The organism is Pseudomonas sp. GW823-FHT02F05 (assembly GCF_058797315.1).
In genome coordinates this window covers 1-17502 of record NZ_JBXAJM010000008.1, presented here as the reverse complement: position 1 = coordinate 17502, position 17502 = coordinate 1, and the positions used below count along the sequence as shown (strand labels likewise).

Genomic DNA, 17502 nt, shown 5'->3' with positions numbered 1-17502 from the left:
GCGCCTGCATGCAGACTAAAAGAGGCTAGACCCCAGTGGCATTGACGATTCTTGGCCTGTCCGGCGCCCTTAGCCATGATCCTTCCGCAGCCCTGTATATCGACGGCAAGCTGATTGCGGCCGCCGAAGAAGAGCGCTTCGTACGCGACAAACATGCAAAGAACCGCATGCCCTACGAGTCGGCGAAGTTCTGCCTGGAGCAGGCTGGCATCAAGCCTTCGGACGTTGACGTGGTGGCGATCCCGTTCGCCCCGATAAGCCTGTTCGGCGAGGCGCGCTGGCACTACGCCAAGCGTTACTGGTACGCCCCGGACCGCGCCCTTGACGCGATCCTGATGGGCAACCGTCGCTACAAGCGCTATCGCAACAAGATCGTCTGGTGCCTGGAGCAACTGGGCTTCGATCCGAAGAAAATCAAGATTGAACCCGTAGAACACCACCTGGCTCACGCATCCAGCGCCTACCACTGCTCGGGCTTCCAGGAAAAAACCGCGATCCTGGGCATTGACGGCAAGGGCGAGTACGCCACTACCTTCTTTGGTTACGGCGAAAACGGCAAGATCCACAAGATCAAGGAATTCTACGATCCGGACTCCCTCGGCGGCCTGTACGGCGCAATCACCGAGTTCCTCGGTTTCGAGATGCTCGATGGTGAGTTCAAGGTCATGGGCATGGCGCCGTACGGCGATGCCAGCAAATACGACTTCTCGCGCCTGGCCTCCTTTGAAAACGGCGAACTGGTGATCAACACCGACTACGCCAACGTCATCGGCCTGCGCCGCTACAAAGAGAAGGGCAAGGGGTTCTACTTCTCGCCAAAACTGATCGAGTGGCTGGGGCCGAAACGCGAAGGCGACATCGCCGACGAACCGTACATCCACTATGCAGCCAGCATGCAGGCGCTGTTCGAAAAACTGGCCTTGCAGATGATCGACCACTACCTGGGCGACATCCTCAAGGACACCGGCAAGCTGGCCTTCGCCGGCGGCTGTGCGCTGAACGTCAAGCTGAACCAGAAAATCATTGCCCGTGACGACGTCAAAGAGCTGTTCGTACAGCCGGCTTCCGGCGATGCCGGCACCGCCGTCGGTGCGGCGGCCTACGTGTCCCATGCTCGTGGTGTACCGGTCGAGAAGATGGAACACGTCTACCTCGGCCCGTCCTACAGCAACGAAGACGTGATTGCCGCGTGTGCCAAGCACGAGAGCAAGCCGAACTGGCGCAAGATCGAGAACATGCCTAAGCGCATTGCCAAGATCATGGTCGACGGCAATCCGGTAGCCTGGTTCCAGGGCCGCATGGAGTTTGGCCCGCGTGCGTTGGGCGGTCGTTCGATCATCGGTTGCCCAAGTGCAACCGGCGTCGCGGATCGCATCAACCACCAGATCAAGTTCCGCGAGCGCTGGAGGCCTTTCTGCCCGTCGATGCTCGACACCGTGGCCCCACAGATGATCAAGGTCGATCACCCGGCGCCGTTCATGACCTTCACCTTTGAAGTCGCCGAAGAGTGGAAGACCCGTGTACCGGAAGTGGTGCACGAAGACGGTACTTCCCGTGCCCAGGTGCTCAAGCGCGAATACAACCCGCGCTACTACGACATGATGAAAGAGCTGGAAGTGCTGACCGGTAACGGCGTGTCCCTGAACACCTCGCTCAACCGCCGTGGCGAAGCGATGATCTGCTCGCCGACCGACGCGCTGAACATGTTCTTCGGCTCGGACCTGCAGTACCTGATCATGGAAGACATTCTGGTGGTCAAGGACGGCGTGGACCCTTATGACGCCGTGGTTTAAATGCTGAACCGCTTCCAGGGCTGGCGGGAACGTGGCTGGGCGCCTGTCGAGGCCGAGGTTTACGCCCAGGCCTGGCAGCGTTACGGCGGCAGTGTGGCGACCCATCCCCAGGTGATTGAGCGGTTGGCCGGGCTGGCGCAGATACCTGTGCGCTACCTGGGCTGGGAGCACGGTGGTGAACTCAAGGGGGCAATCGCCACCTGGGGACGCGACCTGGCGCTGTCCAAGGATGTGCTCAAGCGCAGCGGCAAGAAAGGCCTGTTTGACCTGGGCAACGCCGAGATCATCCTGCCGATTGCTGCCGATGCGCAACTGCCGTTGCGTCATCGTGCGCGCTACCTGTCGACGCTCAATCAAGGGCGCGTGAGCACCCTCAAGCCCCAGGCCGAGCAATTGGCCATGGCGCGTACTCCCGAAGACCTGTCGAAGAAGTTTCGCTACAACCAGCGGCGTGAACTGCGCCTGTTGGAAGAGGCGGGCGGCTTGGTAAGGGCGGTCAGTGAGTTTTCCAGCGTAGAACTGGCGGCGATCTATTGCGACCTGTTCCAGCGTCGTTGGGGCTTCCCGGCGGCGGGCGCGGCGCGTCTGGCCGAGGTGCTGGAGTTGCTCAAGGAATTCCTGTTCGGCTCGGTGCTGTTTCTGAACGACGCGCCGATTGCAGTGCAATTGGTGTATCAGGTGCAGTCCAACGAGTGGTTCAGTGCCGAGTATGTCAATGGCGGCGTCGACCCTGAAACCCGTGCATTCAGCCCCGGCAGCGTGCTGAGTTTTCTCAATACCCAAAGTGCCTGGGAGCAGGCACGGGCGGCGAACAAGTCGCTGCGCTTCTCCTTCGGGCGTTCCGACCGTGAATACAAGGAGCGCTGGTGCAACCCGGTGCCGGTGTTCAGTGTATGAGCCGTAAACAGCAACTGCTCAAGCGCCATCGGCGTAACAAGCGTATTGCGCTATTGATCGGCGTGCTGGTGTTGGTCGCCACCGGCGTACTGGTCGCCTGGTGGTTGCCGCTGATCCTTGCGGTGCTGCTGTGGGCCGCCCATGAAGCCTGGTTTGCCGATCACCTGTTTTACTCGCCCAAAGACAGCTATGAGTACGCGTTCCCGGCCGGCAGCGAACAGCCCGGCTTGCGCCTGGAGGCGGGCCGGCTGTTGCTGGATGCGCAGTTGGCGGCGGATGAAACCCTGATCGTCGGCATTGAGTTGAAAAGTACCTGGCTGGGGCGTTTCTTCGACCCTGCGGTGGACCTGTTGGGCCTGCAAAGCCCGGACCGGCAAGCCTTCGAGCGCGGCGTCGCTGGGCGGCGTTATCTGAACCTGACCGGCGCCGCCGAAGCCTTGGCCGCGGGCAAGCTCGAATTGCGCGGGCGTTTTTGCCGGATAAAGGGGCAGCCGACGCTGTGGCGCTTTCGCCAGCCGGACTATCGCCAGCAACGTGTGATGGTGATCGCGCCCCATGCCGACGATGCCGAGCTGGCTGCGTTCAGCCTTTACAGCCAGGCGACTGAAAGCTGGATCGTCACGCTGACGGCCGGTGAAATCGAAGCTGAGCATTATCAGAACATGGGCCTGCCCAAGGCTGAAGCTGCGCGCCTCAAGGGCCGTTTGCGGGCCTGGGACAGCGTCGCCGTGCCCCGCTGGGCGGGCGTGCCCGAGGCGCAGTGCGTGCAGTTGGGGTACTTCTGCATGCAATTGCAAGCCATGCAGGCCGCGCCAGATCAGCCTCAAGCCTCCCGCGAAGCCGGTTTGGCCGATACGCGGCTGTTCCGCCAGTTCAATGGTTTTGCCCTGCCTGGCGATGCTGATGGTGCACCGACCTGGCATAACCTGATCGCCGACCTGCGGGCGCTGCTGCTCAAGGCGCGGCCCCAGGTCATCGTCTTGCCCACGCCGTTGCTTGACCCTCACGCCGACCATATCTGCGCCCACGCGGCAGTGCTGGAAGCCTTGCAGGGCCTGGAGTGGCAGCCCGACACATTGCTCGGCTACGCCAATCACCTGCATGATAACGACCGCTGGCCAATGGGCGATTCCGGCGCTGGCGTGGCGCTGCCGCCACGTTTCGATGGTGCTGTGGAACTGGTGCCGTGCAGTTTCGCTCTCGCCTTGAGCCAGCAGCAGGACAAGGCCATGGCCCTGGGCATGATGCACGACCTGCAGCCGCCAGCGCCGTTCAAGCGTCGAGTGCGTAGGTGGTTGCAGCAACTGCTGGCGGGCCGTAGTCCATCGCCCTATGGCGAGAACGAATTCTTCCGCAAGGCCGTGCGCCGTCACGAGCTGTTGTGGGTCCTGAAGCAGGACTGAGAGCCGATTGAAGGCAGGCCGTTATGCGCCTGTCGCCCTTTTTACCGGGCTGCATGCCCGTAGCCAGATCGCTGCATGGAGAGTTATGAAGCCTCGTTTCAAGGTTTTGCAGTTACAGCCGGACTACAACGTCAAGACCCATGACTTCGCGGACTTGGGTGAGCAAATCGTCAAATCCCTGCCGGCTGAGCGCTTCGAGGTGACCTCCGGATTTCTCAGTGGGCGCCCGCTGCCCGGCCAGCCCCTGAGCGTGGCCGAGCACTCCCATTATTTCGAGCTGCCGGAGAAGTCCCTCAAGGGCATTCGCTTTGGCGCCATGTGGCAGATCTACAAGTACTGCCGCGAGCAGAAGTTCGACGTGGTCATCTGTAACCGCTTCAAGTCGGTGAACATGATGCTGTCGCTCAACCGCTGGTTGAAGATCCCGCTGTGCATCGGCATCTCCCACGGCTTTGGCGAGTACGCCCGTGGTTACCGTCGGCGTCAGACCCAGCGCTGGGTCAGCCCGGCGTGGCGTTTTGTCGGGGTGTCCGAAGCGGTCAAGGACTACCTGGTAGACCTCAATTGCGGGTTCACCCCTGAGAACACCACCTACGTCACCAACGCGATCGACATTCCCCAGGCAGAGGCTTTGCAGCTGTCCCGTGAAGACGCACGCAAGGCCCTGGGCCTGCCGATGGATGCACGGATGATCGGCGCCCTGGGCCGCCTCGTGCCGATCAAAGGGCATACCCATCTGCTGCAGGCCTTCGCCACGCTCAAGGACAAATACCCTGAGGCGCAGGTGGGGATTATTGGTTCTGGCCGTGCCGAAGCGGACCTGCGTGCCGACATCGAGCGCCTCGGCCTGACCGGCCGTGCGCACTTGCTGGGCTTTCGCGAAGACGGCATGAAGTACGTGCGCGGCTTCGATATCTGGACCATGCCGTCGCTGTTCGAAGGCCTGGGCTTGGCCTTGCTGGAAGGCATGAGCGGCCACCTTCCGGTGATCGCCTCCAACGGCCCGGCGATGCTGCCACTGGTGCAGGGTGCGGGCGGCTTGTCCCATGATCCAGGCAATGTCGAACAATTGGCTGCGGCCCTGGACACTTACCTGGCCTTGAGCGATGAACAATTGCGCGCCAAGGGGGAGGAGGTGTTCCGCTATCTGGAGGCCAACCACACCCTCGACGAGTTCAAGCACAAGTACCTGACCCTGATTGAAACCGGTTTGCGTGAAGTAGGTAGAGCATGAATCAGCAACAACCCCTGGTCTCGGTGATCATCGCTTCCTACAACCATGGTCAGTACATCGAGCAAAGCATTCTTAGCGTGCTGGGGCAGACCTACCCCAATATCGAGCTGTTGGTAGTCGACGACGGCTCCAAGGATGACAGCGTCGAACGCATCCAGCGCTTGCAGGCCGAGCACGGCTTTGATTTCCAGGTGCAGCAGAACCAAGGGCTCAGCGCGACCTTGAACGGTGCGGTCGCTCGCGCCAAGGGTAGCCTGATCGCACCGTTCGGCTCGGATGACATCATGTTGCCGGACCGTATTGCCACCCAGGTGGCGTATATGGACGGCAAGCCGAAGGTGGGCATGTGTGCTGGCAATATCGAGCTGATCGACGGGGATGGCAACCTGCACCCGGAGAAGAAACAGCGTCGCGACGTGCCGTTTCGACGTCTGGACTTCGATGACCTGTTCTTGGACCGCAAGCCGTTTCCACCGGCGCCGACCATGCTGATTCGTCGCGAAGTGCTGGAGGAGGTCGGTGGTTTCGACCCGCAGATTCCCCTGGAAGACTTGCTGATCCAACTGAAGATCACGGCGGCGGGCTACACCATCGACGCCCTTGACGTGGTGATGGCCAAGTATCGCCAGCACGCCAGCAACACGTACAAGAACCACCGCTACATGACCCAGAACATCCTCAAGACCTACGCCAAGTTCAGCGAGCACCCGGCCTATGACGCGGTTCGCTACAACTTCCTGAACTCGATGTTTCTCAAGACCGCCGACCGCGACCGCCCGTTGGCGCGGGAGGTGCTCAAGCAGATCCCTTTGAAGTTCTGGGGGCGCAAGACCTTGCGCGGGCTAGTGCGGTTGTATCTGGCGCCGCTCAAGAACTGAACCGACGCCGCCCCCTGTAGGAGCGAGCAAGCTCGCTCCTACAGGTGTTTACAGGCTCTGGACCTGCTCGCGGATTTTCGCAGTGGCCGCTGGGCTCGCCTCCGAGGCGTAACCTTTGACCAATTGTTCGAAGTGCGTTTCGAACAGCCAGTTGCGATCCTGAGGATAACGTTGCATGTGGCGCAGGTTGCGTTGGCGCAAGGCGTAACGCAGTGAAGACGGGTAGATGCGCAGGTCAGCCACGTCGATCAGGGCGAACTCACCGTCGTCCATCAACAACACGTTACCCAAGTGCAGCGAACGGAAGTACACGCCGCGCTCGTGCAGTTGCGCCATGAACCGTCCAAAGCGCTCAACCAGTGATTCACGCAGGCTGCTGTCCAGGCTTTGCAGCGCTTGGCGCAACGTCAGGCCGGGCAACGGCGTGTAGCGCACCGCGCTGCTGGCGTCGCTCAGGCGGTAGAGCCCGAGGATGTGCGGGGTAGGAATGCCCAGGGTGCGCAGTTGCTCGCTGTTGCTGGCAAAGCGCTCGGAGTACGGGTTGAAGCTGCCGGAGGTGTACCAGCGGCGTGGGCGGAACAGCTTGAGGAAACTGCCGTCCTCCAGGCGCAGGACTTTGGGACCCAGGCCATCGGCCTCAATCACGTGGGCGTTGCTGCAAAGTTGTTCAAACGCTGCGGGCTTGAGGTTCTGCACCGGCATGCGCAGCAGGCTGCGATGGCGCTGGGCGATGCTCAGGCCGGTGATAATTGCCAACGGAATCCACAGCAGGAACCAGTGCTCCTTAGGGCGCGACAGAATGCCGCCGCCTTCGGTCAGGCCCGCACCGATGCCGTAGGCCAGCAGTGACGAAGCCAGGATGAACAGCGGCTGGGCGCGTTGCTGCAGACTTTTGTATAGAGCCCAACCGAGCATGAAGGCCCAGGGGATAAAGCCGATGATGCCGACGTAATAAAGCACCCCGAGGGCGAAGCTGTGGGGTTCGCGCAGTTGGTAGCCATCGGATACGGTCAGGTATAGCTCGGAATCGTAGCTATGCCCAATCCAGGGGTGTTCGGCGATGAGCTGTAATGTCATGGTCCACAGTTCGAGTCGGAACGAGCTGCCGCGTCCAGTGATCATTTCGGGGAAAAACAACAAGAGCCCGGCTGCACCCAGCACCATACCGGCGAAAAGCATCGCTGCGCGGCGGTTACGGCTGACAAAGCTCAACCATAGGATGGCCAGCGTCAACGCTACTAATGCAGTACGTGAACCGGTTGCCAAAACCGCGGCGGTCATGACCGCCAGGGCCGGAACGCTGAACCACAGCACCTTGAGACGCTGGGTAGTCATGCAGACATACAGCCAGTACACCGTGAAAAAGCCAAACAGATGCGAGCTGAGCAGTGGGTTGTCGAGGGCGCCCAGGCCGCCGATCATGCGCATGCCGGGCGAATAACCCTTGGCGAACGCCACCAGGTTACCCAGGCTGACCACCAGCGCAATCACCGCAGCGCTGAAGAAGATCGGCTTGAACAATTCGTTGCGGTAATGCAGCAGCAGACCGCAGCCGCCAAACAGCATGAAGGTATTCAATGGTCGCTTGAACAGGTCAGTATCGGAACTGGGCGCCGGGCTCCAGAGCAGACTGGTCAACGCCCAGGCGGAGAACGCCAGGAACGCGATTGCCAGGGGCTCGCGCAGCAGGTCCTTGAATTCCCGAGGGCGCATGCACAACAGAAACAAGGTCGGTACGCTGAACAGGATGTAGACAATGCGGTGCAGTACATTGCGATTGCCGACAAAGAACAGTGCACTCAGGAGCAGCAGCAAGCCAACAGGCAAAATCCATAGGACCAGGAAGTCGAAAACGCGATTTGAGCCATAGGTAAGGCGCTTGGAGTGCATACAGTAAAGCCATTCCAGAAATAGAAAGCCGACCATCTTAAGCTAGTGGCTAAGTAATGTCGCCGGTAGGATCCAACCGGGCCGCGGCTTACGCCGGGTGCAAGTACAACAGAGAAGCTGTGCTAAAGTCAGCCTCCTTTTTCAAAACGCCGCGTGATATGACCGACTCCAGTCCGAGCGCAAGCCCTTCGAGCTTGAAAATATACTTCCGCCTGCTCAGTTACGTTAAGCCCTATATGGGCTTGTTCGCGTTGAGTATCCTTGGATTTCTGATTTTCGCGTCGACCCAACCGATGCTGGGTTACATCCTCAAGTACTTTGTCGACGGTCTCTCCAATCCGGAAGCTGTGCTATTCCCGACCGTGCCCTTTTTGCGCGACCTGCAATTGCTGCAGGCAGTGCCGCTGCTGATCATCCTGATCGCGGCCTGGCAGGGCCTTGGCTCGTTCCTGGGCAACTACCTGTTGGCCAAGGTCTCCCTGGGTCTGGTCCACGACTTGCGGGTGCAACTGTTCAACAACCTGCTGACGCTGCCCAACCGCTACTTCGATAATCACAACTCCGGGCATCTGATTTCCCGCATCACCTTCAACGTGACCATGGTCACGGGGGCCGCGACCGATGCTATCAAGGTGGTGATCCGCGAAGGCATGACGGTGATCTTCCTGTTCGCCTCCTTGCTGTACATGAACTGGCGCCTCACGTTGGTAATGATCGCGATCCTGCCGTTGATTGCCGTGATGGTCAGTACCGCCAGCAAGAAATTCCGTAAGCAGAGCAAGAAGATCCAGGTGGCCATGGGCGACGTGACCCATGTGGCCTCGGAGACCATCCAGGGCTACCGCGTGGTGCGCAGCTTCGGCGGTGAAATCTACGAACAGAAGCGCTTTTTCAAGGCCAGCCAGAGCAACACCAACAAGCAACTGCGCATGACCCGCACCGGGGCGATCTACACCCCGGCGCTGCAATTGGTGATCTACTCCGCCATGGCCGTGCTGATGTTCCTGGTGCTGTACCTGCGTGGCGACGCCTCGGCGGGTGACATGGTGGCCTACATCACTCTGGCGGGCTTGTTGCCCAAGCCGATCCGCCAGCTCTCGGAGGTCAGCTCGACTATTCAGAAAGGTGTGGCGGGCGCCGAAAGTATCTTCGAACAGCTGGACGAAGACGTGGAGGTCGACCACGGCACTCTCGAACGCGACAAGGTCAGCGGTCGCCTGGAAGTTCGTCACCTGAACTTCACCTACCCTGGCACCGATCGCCATGTGCTCAAGGACATCAGCTTCACCGCCGAGCCTGGGCAGATGATTGCGCTGGTGGGGCGCTCGGGCAGTGGCAAGTCGACCCTGGCCAGCCTGATCCCGCGCTTTTACCATCATGAAAGCGGTGAAATCCTGCTCGATGGCATCGAGATTGAAGACTACAAGTTGCTCAACCTGCGCAAACACATTGCCCAGGTCACCCAGCATGTGACCCTGTTCAGCGACACTGTGACCAACAACATCGCCTACGGCGACCTGGCCGGTGCACCTCGTGCCGATGTGGAAGCGGCGGCAGCGGATGCCAATGCGAAGGACTTCATCGATCAGTTGCCCAAGGGCTTCGATACCCAGGTGGGTGAGAACGGTGTGCTGTTGTCCGGCGGCCAGCGCCAGCGCTTGGCGATTGCCCGTGCATTGCTCAAGAACGCGCCGTTGCTGATCCTCGACGAGGCCACCTCGGCCCTCGATACCGAGTCCGAGCGGCATATCCAGGCGGCACTCGATAAGGTCATGCAAGGCCGCACGACCCTGGTGATCGCGCACCGTTTGTCCACCATCGAGAAGGCTGACCTGATCCTGGTGATGGACGACGGGCGGATTGTCGAGCGTGGTACCCATGGCGAGTTGTTGGCGCAGAACGGTTACTACGCCCGCCTGCATGCCATGGGTCTGGATGCACCGGTGCAGGCTGATATCACCTGATCCAACCGGCATCACGGTGTAAAGGAAATGTAGGAGCGAGCTCGCTCGCGAAAAACCTCAACGATAAACCGCGCTTCCTGAATAAACGCGGCGTCTGTGAGTTTTTCGCGAGCAAGCTCGCTCCTACAGAGAGCAAATCCCCTCCCACATTTGCCCTGCGGTGGTCGCAAGCCATCGCAAACCCTGTGCTAATATCGCGCCCCTGTTCATTTTGTATGTGGGTTGCTCCATGAAGTTGTCCATGCCGCGATTCAATCAAGCCGCTGTCTTGGTGGTCGGCGATGTCATGCTCGACCGTTACTGGCATGGTGGTACCTCACGGATTTCCCCTGAGGCTCCGGTACCGGTCGTCAAGGTCGAGCAAATCGAAGACCGCCCAGGTGGCGCTGCCAACGTCGCGCTCAATATTGCCGCCCTCGGCGCCCCGGCCTCCCTGGTGGGGGTGACCGGCGACGACGAAGCGGCCGAAAGTCTGGCCAACAGCCTGCAGGGTGCCGGCGTGCATGCGTTGTTCCAGCGCATCGCTCATCAGCCGACGATCGTCAAGCTGCGGGTCATGAGCCGTCACCAGCAGTTGCTGCGTATCGATTTCGAAGAACCCTTCGCCACCGACGCCCTGGCCCTCGGCGACCAGGTCGACGCGCTGCTCGACGGTATCAAGGTGCTGGTGTTGTCCGACTACGGCAAAGGCGCCTTGCAGAATCACCAGGTGTTGATCCAGGCCGCCAAGGCTCGCAACATTCCGGTGTTGGCCGATCCCAAGGGCAAGGACTTCTCGGTTTACCGAGGCGCCAGCCTGCTCACGCCCAACCTCAGTGAGTTCGAAACCATCGTCGGCGGTTGCGCTGATGAGCACGAACTGGTGAGCAAGGGCGCGGCGCTGATGGCCGATCTCGACTTGGGCGCCTTGCTGGTGACCCGTGGCGAGCACGGTATGACCCTGTTGCGTCCGGGTCACCCGGCGATGCACCTGCCGGCGCGTGCCCGTGAAGTGTTTGACGTTACGGGCGCCGGTGACACGGTAATCTCTACTCTGGCTGCGTCTATCGCGGCTGGCGAGGAACTGCCCCACGCCGTGGCCTTGGCTAACCTGGCCGCGGGCATTGTGGTGGGCAAGCTGGGTACTGCAGCCATCAGCGCACCTGAGTTGCGCCGTGCGATCCAGCGTTCCGAAGGCTCGGAGCGCGGTGTGCTGGGCCTGGAGCAGTTGCTGCTGGCAATTGACGATGCTCGAGCTCACAACGAAAGCATTGTGTTCACCAACGGCTGCTTTGACATCCTGCACGCCGGGCATGTGACGTACCTGGAGCAGGCAAGCGCCCAAGGCGATCGCTTGATCGTTGCGGTCAACGATGACGCTTCGGTCAGCCGCTTGAAAGGTCCTGGCCGCCCGATCAACAGTGTTGACCGGCGCATGGCGGTACTCGCGGGCCTGGGCGCGGTGGACTGGGTGATCAGCTTCTCCGAAGGCACCCCGGAAAACCTGTTGGCCCAGGTCAAGCCCGACGTGCTGGTCAAGGGTGGTGACTACACTGTCGATCAGGTAGTCGGTGCGGACATCGTCAGCGCCTACGGCGGCACGGTCAAAGTGCTGGGGTTGGTTGAAAACAGCTCCACCACTGCGATTGTCGAGAAGATCCGCAACAACGAGTGATACCCCGTGGGGCGAGCCTGCTCGCCCCTAGCTTTTCTTCGGCACGATCTTGCGCAGCATCTGCCGTGCCTTGCCGGTCAAGCGCTTGAGCTTCGAGTCTTTTTCCGGTTCTGCCAGGCCCTGCTGCCTGAGCCAATCCTTCCAGCGAATCCGCTCATCGCGCACCAGCCAGCCTTCTTGCTGGGCAAAACTTTCCGCCAGATAGAGGCCGCGCGTGCTGGCCGGGTACAGTTGGTCTTTCTTGACCGTGTACAACTCTGCCAGTGGCTCGCCATCTTTGAGCGGCATCAAGTACAGGTCCGGGCGCTGACGGTCCAGGCGCGCCACCAGTTGGTCACCCTCCAAACGCTCATCCACATGAAACAAGCTGAGGGACTTGGCTTCCTTCGGCACTTCCAGGCGCAGGTCATAAATCAATTGCAGCGAGGCGGTCGGCAGGTGCACATAGGCCCGTGGGCGCTCGATCAGTTGCATGGTGGCGCAGCGTACCGGGCGTGCGGCGCCGGACAAGGGGCTGAGCCGAAACGGTAGGGCCTCGCGGTAATGCAGGGCGGCGGAGTAGGGCGCCGGCAGCCAGGTGTCGTTGAAGCGCCCGCCGAGCCAGCCTTCGGGGGTTTCGAGCAGGCACTCTTCGGCAATTTCCTGGATGGCGGTGTGCAGCGGCAGGTTCAGTTCATGGGCCGGGACGTAGCCGGAGATCAGCTTGAGCACCACATCGCCACGGTCCTGGCGGCGTTGGCGCACCAGCACCCAGTAGTCCTTGTTTTGCCAGTGCAGGGTCAGGCGTACCGAGACGCCGAGGTTCGCCAGTTCCAGGGCGAAGCGTTCGGCATCTGGTACCTCGACCGGCTTGCGCCGTTGCAGGGTCTGGGCGAAGTTGAGCGGCATGCCGACGCTCTGGTAGCTCAGGCCTTCGGGGGTGGCTTCGACGTGCAGCGGCAGTGTCTTGAAGTTGCTGGGGTTCTTTCTTATGAGCGTACGCGGCATGTCGGCTCCTTCTTGCGACGGGGTCGGCCGCGTGGGCGGCATCAGAGTTGACGAATGACCCGGGCAGCAGTTGCTACGTTATGGGCCAGGTGCAGCGGATTAATGGTCCCGACAATAGCACTGGCGACGCCCGTTTGCGCGAACAACAAGGTGAAACTGGCCTGAATTGGATCCATTCCCGGTTCCAGGCATACGTGGCCGCTGGCCAGCGCCTTTTTCACCAGGATGCCCTTGCCGTGGGCGGCCGCATAGTCGATCACGGCCTTCTCAGCCTGTTCGTTGAGGTTGTAGGTGACCATCGCACAGTCGCCCTGCTCCAGCGCTTTCACCCCGCCTTCGACGGTTTTGCCGGAGAAGCCGAAACCGCGGATCTTGCCGTCTTTCTTCAGCTGCGCCAGGGTCTGGTAAACCTCGCAATCATTGAGGATATGCAAGTCGTTGCCGTCGGAGTGCACCAGCACCAGGTCGATAAAATCCGTTTCAAGTCGTTTCAGGCTGCGTTCAATCGACATTCGCGTATGGGCCGCGCTGAAATCGTGGTGGGACACGCCATTGGCAAACTCTTCGCCAACCTTGCTGACGATTACCCAGTCCTTGCGCTGGTCACGCAGCAGCGGCCCCAGGCGCTCTTCGCTCATGCCGTAGGCCGGCGCGGTGTCGATCAGGTTGATGCCCAGCTCGCGGGCCTGGCGCAACAACATGCGGGCGTCGTCGTCGCCAGGGATCTGAAAGCCGTTGGGATATTTCACCCCTTGGTCGCGGCCCAACTTGACGGTGCCCAGGCCCAGGGGCGACACCAGCAGGCCGGTGCTGCCCAGGGGGCGATGCAGGTCGTGCAGGGTTGGCAGGCTCATGGCAACAGTTGCTCCCAGGCGGGTTGGCCGATTGCCGGGGTTGGCAGTTCGGGCAGAGGGGCGCTGGCGCTGGGGCGTATGCCGTCGCGCTCCAGGGCGTGGAGTACGCGGTCGGCGAAGTCCGGCGCCAGGGCCAGTTTGGTGGGCCAGCCCACCAGCAGACGGCCGTCTTCGGCAAGGAACGCGTTATCGGGACGGCTCAGCCCCGATTGCAGCGGCTCGGCGCGATCCACCCGCAGGGTGGCCCACTGAGTCTGGCTCATGTCGATCCAGGGCAGCAGTTGCGCCAGCTCTTTTTGCGCGGTGGCGATCTGTTCTTGCGGCGTACGCGCCACACCGTCAGCCTCGGCGATATCGCCGCCCATGTACCACACCCAGTTGCCGTCGGCGGCCGGGTGGGTGGTTACGGTGATCCGCGGCTTGGTGCCGCCGCCCAGGCAGTGGGCGTACAGCGGCTTGAGGCCGGGGCCTTTGGCGATGATCATGTGCAGCGGGCGTTTTTGCATGGCCGGCTGGCTATGGCCCAGGGCGGCGAGCAAGTCTGCCGTGCCGCCGCCAGCGCTCAGGACTATGCGTTGGGCGCGGATTTCACGGCCATCGACCTTCAAGCCCACCAGGGTGCCACCCTCCAGCAACGGTTCGATGTGCTGACCAGCAAGCAGACCGTCACCGGCCAATTGCGCCAGGCGGTTGATCAGGCTGGGCACGTCCACCACCAGCTCGGCCAGGCGATAGACCTTGCCTTTGAAGCGACGGTCCTGCAGCGCCAAGGGCAGTTCGTCGCCCTTGACCTGATCGACGCGGCCACGCACGGCCTTGCTGGCAAAAAAGCTGGTGAGGTTGCCGGCAATCGTGCCGGGCGACCACAAGTAATGCGCCTGGGACAGCACGCGCACACCGGACAGGTCCAGCTCGCCGCTGCCGGCCAGGGCTTCACGCCAGCGGCGCGGCATATCGGCAATGGCTTCGGAGGCGCCGGTGAGCGCGCCATGCAAGGCGTATTTCGCACCGCCGTGAATGATCCCCTGGGACTTCAGGCTTTGCCCGCCGCCCAGGGTGGCGCTTTCCACCAGTACCGTGGAAAACCCCTGGCCGCGCAGGCGCGCATTGAGCCAGAGGCCGGCAACCCCGGCGCCGACAATCAGAACGTCGGTGGAAATAACGGATGGCATCGGCGACCTCAGTGTTCAAGACAAGAGGCGCAGTATACAGGCTGTTGAGTGGCGGTCAGTGCCCGGCGGTTTTCGAGAACAGCTGAATCACCACCACGCCCAGCACAATCAGGCCCATCCCCAGCATCGCCGGTACATCCAGCTTCTGCCCATAGATGAACAACGCCGCGATGCTGACCATCACGATGCCCATCCCGGCCCATACCGCGTATGCCACGCCGACCGGCACGGTGCGTACCACTAGGGTCAGCATCCAGAACGCCACGCCGTAACCGACGATCACCAGCAGCAACGGGATAGGGGTGCTCCAGCCTTTGATGGCTTTCATGGAAACGGTGGCGATCACTTCCGAGCAGATGGCGATGGCCAAGTAGTAGTAGGCGGCATTCATGGGGCAATCCTCGACGTGATGCGCATTTGATAAGGTCGGCATTCTAGAGGTTCGCCAGATGGGGTAAAGTCATTACCTATCTGGAATTGAGATGGGTTGAGCCATGAGCGTGCAATGGGATCTGGAGCAGATGCGGCTGTTTGTCAGCGTCGCCGAGCAGCGTTCGTTTTCTGCCGTGGCCCGTGGGCAGCGCAAGGCGCAATCGGCGGTCAGCAGTGGCATTGCCCTGCTGGAGGCGGACTTGGGCGTTGTCCTGTTCGAACGTAGCAGCGGCCGGCAACCGCGCCTGACCGAGGCCGGCAGTGTGTTGCTGGAGGAAGCGCGTGAGGTGCTGCGCCAGTGTGAGCGCCTCACGGGCCGGGCGTTGTCGTTGACCCGCGGCGAGGAAGCCTGCCTGCGCCTGGCTCAGGATGAGGCGATGTTGTTCCAGCCTGTGCTCGACAGCCTGGAGGCGCTGGCGGTGCACTACCCGCTTTTAGAGGTGCAGTTGTCCAGCGCGGCTCAGGGCGATGTGGCGCGCAAGCTGGTGGAGCGCAAGGCGGACCTGGGGCTGTTGTTCTATCACGATCAGATTCCCGAAGCCCTGGAGCGAAGGGTGGTGGGCAGTGTGGAAATGGTCACGGTGTGCGGAGTCAATCACCCGTTGGCCAAGGAGCAGTACGTGACGTGCCAACACCTGGCCCAGTTTCGGCAGTTGCTGATGTCGACCCAGACCAGCGTCTACCCCGGCAGCGAGGCGGCCAGCCCCTTGGTATGGCGTGCTGACAGCTTCTATGTATTGGCCGAATGGCTGATGAGTGGCCTGGGCTGGGCCTGGCTGCCTCGGCATATCGTGCAATACCCGACCTACCAGCAACAGATGGTCGAATTGGCCAGCGAATGGACCCCGCCCGCCCTGGTGGTGGAACTGGTGTGGCGCCGCGACGAGCACCTGGGGCCCGCCGCTCGCTTCTTGGCCAAACGTTTTGCCGAGTGCTTGCAGGCGATCGACTGAAAAAGCCGATAAACTCCGCCGCCATGAATAGAACTCTCTACAGCTGTCTGTTTTACCTGGCGCTGCCGTTGGTGGCTTTACGCTTGTGGTTGCGTGCGCGCAAAGCGCCGGCCTATGCCAAGCGGGTGGGCGAGCGGTTTTCCTATGGCTTGCCGGTGATGCGGCCCGGCGGGATCTGGGTGCACGCGGTGTCGGTCGGCGAAAGCATTGCCGCCGCCCCGATGATTCGCGGCTTATTGGAGCGTTATCCACAGCTGCCGATGACTGTCACCTGCATGACACCCACAGGTTCCGAGCGTATCCAGGCGCTATTTGCCAACGAACCGCGCATCCAGCACTGCTATTTGCCGTACGACTTGCCCTGCGCCGCCAAGCGTTTTCTCGACCGCGTGCAGCCTACGCTGGCGGTGATCATGGAAACCGAGCTGTGGCCCAACCATATCCATGCCTGCGCCCAGCGCGGTATCCCGGTGGCGCTGGCCAATGCGCGGCTGTCGGCGCGTTCGGCCAAGGGGTATGCGCGATTTGCCAAGCTGACGGCGCCGATGCTGGCAGAAATGAGCTTGTTCGCGGTACAGACCGAGACAGAGGCCGAACGTTTTCGCGGCCTGGGCGCACGGCCTGAAACCGTGGAAGTGACCGGCTCGATCAAGTTCGACCTGAGCATCGACTCTCAGTTGACGGCCCGCGCCGCCGCCCTGCGTGAACAATGGGGCGCCAGCGAGCGTCCGGTCTGGATCGCCGCCAGTACCCACGAAGGTGAAGACGACGTGGTGCTGGCAGCTCATCGCCAGTTGCTGGCGAACTATCCCAATGCACTGCTGATTCTGGTGCCTCGTCATCAGGAGCGCTTTGGCCCGACGTTTGAGCGCTGCGTGCAGCAAGGGTTTGCCACCGTGCGTCGCTCCAGCGGTGAGCCGGTCACCGAGCAAACCGCGGTGCTGCTTGGCGACACCATGGGCGAATTGCTGTTTCTTTACGCCCTGGCCGACAGCGCATTTGTCGGCGGCAGCCTGGTACCGACCGGCGGGCACAACCCGCTGGAACCGGCGGCGCTGGGTAAACCGGTGATCATGGGCCCGCATGTCTTCAACTTCCTCGACATCACCGCGATGATGCGCGACGCCGGGGCTTTGCGAGAGGTGGACGATGCCGATGGGCTGGCCGAAGCGGTGCGACAGTTGTTTGAGTTGCCCCAGGACGCACGCAAGATGGCGCAGGCTGGGCTCAAGGTGATGCAGGCCAACCAGGGCGCGTTAAAGCGTTTACTGGATGGCTTGGACAAACTGATCAAACACTGACCACACCAACCCAATGTGGGAGCTGGCTTGCCTGCGATAGCATCACCTCGGTGTACCAGATATACCGAGGTGTCTGCATCGCAGGCAAGC

At 61.5% G+C, this 17502-nt stretch carries 14 protein-coding genes; 9 read left to right on the top strand and 5 right to left on the bottom strand.

Translation table 11 applies throughout. The features are described from left to right. Positions 1-35: 35 nt before the first annotated feature. From AC1RAC_RS11395 to AC1RAC_RS11375, 5 genes are all read left to right on the top strand, one after another. Positions 36-1793 (top strand): carbamoyltransferase family protein, encoded by a 1758-nt coding sequence (locus AC1RAC_RS11395; protein ID WP_014716634.1) that lies wholly within the window; start codon positions 36-38, stop codon positions 1791-1793. Continuing rightward, positions 1794-2690 (top strand): GNAT family N-acetyltransferase, encoded by an 897-nt coding sequence (locus AC1RAC_RS11390; protein ID WP_072445864.1) that lies wholly within the window; start codon positions 1794-1796, stop codon positions 2688-2690. After that, a complete protein-coding gene (locus tag AC1RAC_RS11385) occupies positions 2687-4093 on the top strand; it encodes a PIG-L deacetylase family protein (RefSeq protein WP_314545908.1) in 1407 nt (468 codons plus the stop codon). The genes AC1RAC_RS11390 and AC1RAC_RS11385 overlap by 4 nt, the downstream gene beginning before the upstream one ends. Before the next feature lie 85 nt (positions 4094-4178). After that, positions 4179-5327 carry a glycosyltransferase family 4 protein gene (locus AC1RAC_RS11380; RefSeq protein WP_034125625.1) on the top strand — a complete coding sequence of 383 codons (1149 nt, stop codon included), beginning with the start codon at positions 4179-4181 and terminating at the stop codon, positions 5325-5327. Further along, positions 5324-6205: a glycosyltransferase gene (locus tag AC1RAC_RS11375; protein WP_492616590.1), complete on the top strand. Its 882-nt coding sequence runs from the start codon at positions 5324-5326 to the stop codon at positions 6203-6205. Before AC1RAC_RS11380 ends, AC1RAC_RS11375 begins: the two co-directional genes overlap by 4 nt. 48 nt (positions 6206-6253) lie before the next feature. Here the strand turns inward: AC1RAC_RS11375 and AC1RAC_RS11370 are convergent, their stop codons facing one another. Further along, positions 6254-8095: an O-antigen ligase family protein gene (locus tag AC1RAC_RS11370; protein WP_089042114.1), complete on the bottom strand. Its 1842-nt coding sequence runs from the start codon at positions 8093-8095 to the stop codon at positions 6254-6256. A 158-nt stretch (positions 8096-8253) separates the two neighbouring features. On the opposite strand from AC1RAC_RS11370, the gene msbA reads away from it, so the two are divergent. Next, positions 8254-10059, top strand: coding sequence for a lipid A export permease/ATP-binding protein MsbA (gene msbA / locus AC1RAC_RS11365; RefSeq protein ID WP_054918872.1), 1806 nt, complete (start codon positions 8254-8256; stop codon positions 10057-10059). A gap of 229 nt (positions 10060-10288) precedes the next feature. Continuing rightward, on the top strand, positions 10289-11713 hold the full coding sequence (hldE, locus tag AC1RAC_RS11360; RefSeq protein ID WP_034125865.1) for a bifunctional D-glycero-beta-D-manno-heptose-7-phosphate kinase/D-glycero-beta-D-manno-heptose 1-phosphate adenylyltransferase HldE: 1425 nt from the start codon (positions 10289-10291) through the stop codon (positions 11711-11713). 27 nt (positions 11714-11740) lie between these two features. Here hldE and AC1RAC_RS11355 read toward each other — a convergent pair whose 3' ends face one another. Genes AC1RAC_RS11355 through AC1RAC_RS11340 form a run of 4 tightly spaced genes read right to left on the bottom strand, consistent with a single transcriptional unit; the run spans position 11741 to position 15117 of the window. After that, the gene (locus AC1RAC_RS11355) at positions 11741-12700 is read right to left on the bottom strand and encodes a hypothetical protein (RefSeq protein ID WP_003188010.1); all 960 of its coding nucleotides are present in this window, start codon (positions 12698-12700) and stop codon (positions 11741-11743) included. Positions 12701-12741: 41 nt separating this feature from the next. After that, positions 12742-13554, bottom strand: coding sequence for an aldo/keto reductase (locus AC1RAC_RS11350; protein WP_034125629.1), 813 nt, complete (start codon positions 13552-13554; stop codon positions 12742-12744). Further along, entirely contained in the window at positions 13551-14726 is a 1176-nt protein-coding gene (locus tag AC1RAC_RS11345; RefSeq protein WP_057975429.1) for an NAD(P)/FAD-dependent oxidoreductase, read from the bottom strand. The genes AC1RAC_RS11350 and AC1RAC_RS11345 overlap by 4 nt, the downstream gene beginning before the upstream one ends. Positions 14727-14781: 55 nt before the next feature. Next, positions 14782-15117: a DMT family transporter gene (locus tag AC1RAC_RS11340; RefSeq protein ID WP_003188013.1), complete on the bottom strand. Its 336-nt coding sequence runs from the start codon at positions 15115-15117 to the stop codon at positions 14782-14784. A gap of 103 nt (positions 15118-15220) precedes the next feature. Between AC1RAC_RS11340 and AC1RAC_RS11335 the strand changes: the two genes are divergently transcribed. Further along, positions 15221-16111: a LysR family transcriptional regulator gene (locus AC1RAC_RS11335; RefSeq protein ID WP_014716644.1), complete on the top strand. Its 891-nt coding sequence runs from the start codon at positions 15221-15223 to the stop codon at positions 16109-16111. A 23-nt stretch (positions 16112-16134) separates the two neighbouring features. Then, positions 16135-17412, top strand: coding sequence for a lipid IV(A) 3-deoxy-D-manno-octulosonic acid transferase (gene waaA, locus AC1RAC_RS11330; protein WP_057975430.1), 1278 nt, complete (start codon positions 16135-16137; stop codon positions 17410-17412). The last annotated feature ends 90 nt before the right edge of the window (positions 17413-17502 follow it).

What these genes read in the sequence shown, in the direction of transcription:
- AC1RAC_RS11385 (WP_314545908.1), top strand. Translation starts at nt 2,687, where the DNA reads ATGAGCCGTAAACAGCAACTGCTCAAGCGCCATCGGCGTAACAAGCGT.
- hldE (WP_034125865.1), top strand. Translation starts at nt 10,289, where the DNA reads ATGAAGTTGTCCATGCCGCGATTCAATCAAGCCGCTGTCTTGGTGGTC.
- AC1RAC_RS11390 (WP_072445864.1), top strand. Translation starts at nt 1,794, where the DNA reads ATGCTGAACCGCTTCCAGGGCTGGCGGGAACGTGGCTGGGCGCCTGTC.
- waaA (WP_057975430.1), top strand. Translation starts at nt 16,135, where the DNA reads ATGAATAGAACTCTCTACAGCTGTCTGTTTTACCTGGCGCTGCCGTTG.
- AC1RAC_RS11350 (WP_034125629.1), bottom strand. Translation starts at nt 13,554, where the DNA reads ATGAGCCTGCCAACCCTGCACGACCTGCATCGCCCCCTGGGCAGCACC.
- AC1RAC_RS11355 (WP_003188010.1), bottom strand. Translation starts at nt 12,700, where the DNA reads ATGCCGCGTACGCTCATAAGAAAGAACCCCAGCAACTTCAAGACACTG.
- AC1RAC_RS11380 (WP_034125625.1), top strand. Translation starts at nt 4,179, where the DNA reads ATGAAGCCTCGTTTCAAGGTTTTGCAGTTACAGCCGGACTACAACGTC.
- AC1RAC_RS11375 (WP_492616590.1), top strand. Translation starts at nt 5,324, where the DNA reads ATGAATCAGCAACAACCCCTGGTCTCGGTGATCATCGCTTCCTACAAC.
- AC1RAC_RS11335 (WP_014716644.1), top strand. Translation starts at nt 15,221, where the DNA reads ATGAGCGTGCAATGGGATCTGGAGCAGATGCGGCTGTTTGTCAGCGTC.
- AC1RAC_RS11340 (WP_003188013.1), bottom strand. Translation starts at nt 15,117, where the DNA reads ATGAATGCCGCCTACTACTACTTGGCCATCGCCATCTGCTCGGAAGTG.
- msbA (WP_054918872.1), top strand. Translation starts at nt 8,254, where the DNA reads ATGACCGACTCCAGTCCGAGCGCAAGCCCTTCGAGCTTGAAAATATAC.
- AC1RAC_RS11345 (WP_057975429.1), bottom strand. Translation starts at nt 14,726, where the DNA reads ATGCCATCCGTTATTTCCACCGACGTTCTGATTGTCGGCGCCGGGGTT.
- AC1RAC_RS11370 (WP_089042114.1), bottom strand. Translation starts at nt 8,095, where the DNA reads ATGCACTCCAAGCGCCTTACCTATGGCTCAAATCGCGTTTTCGACTTC.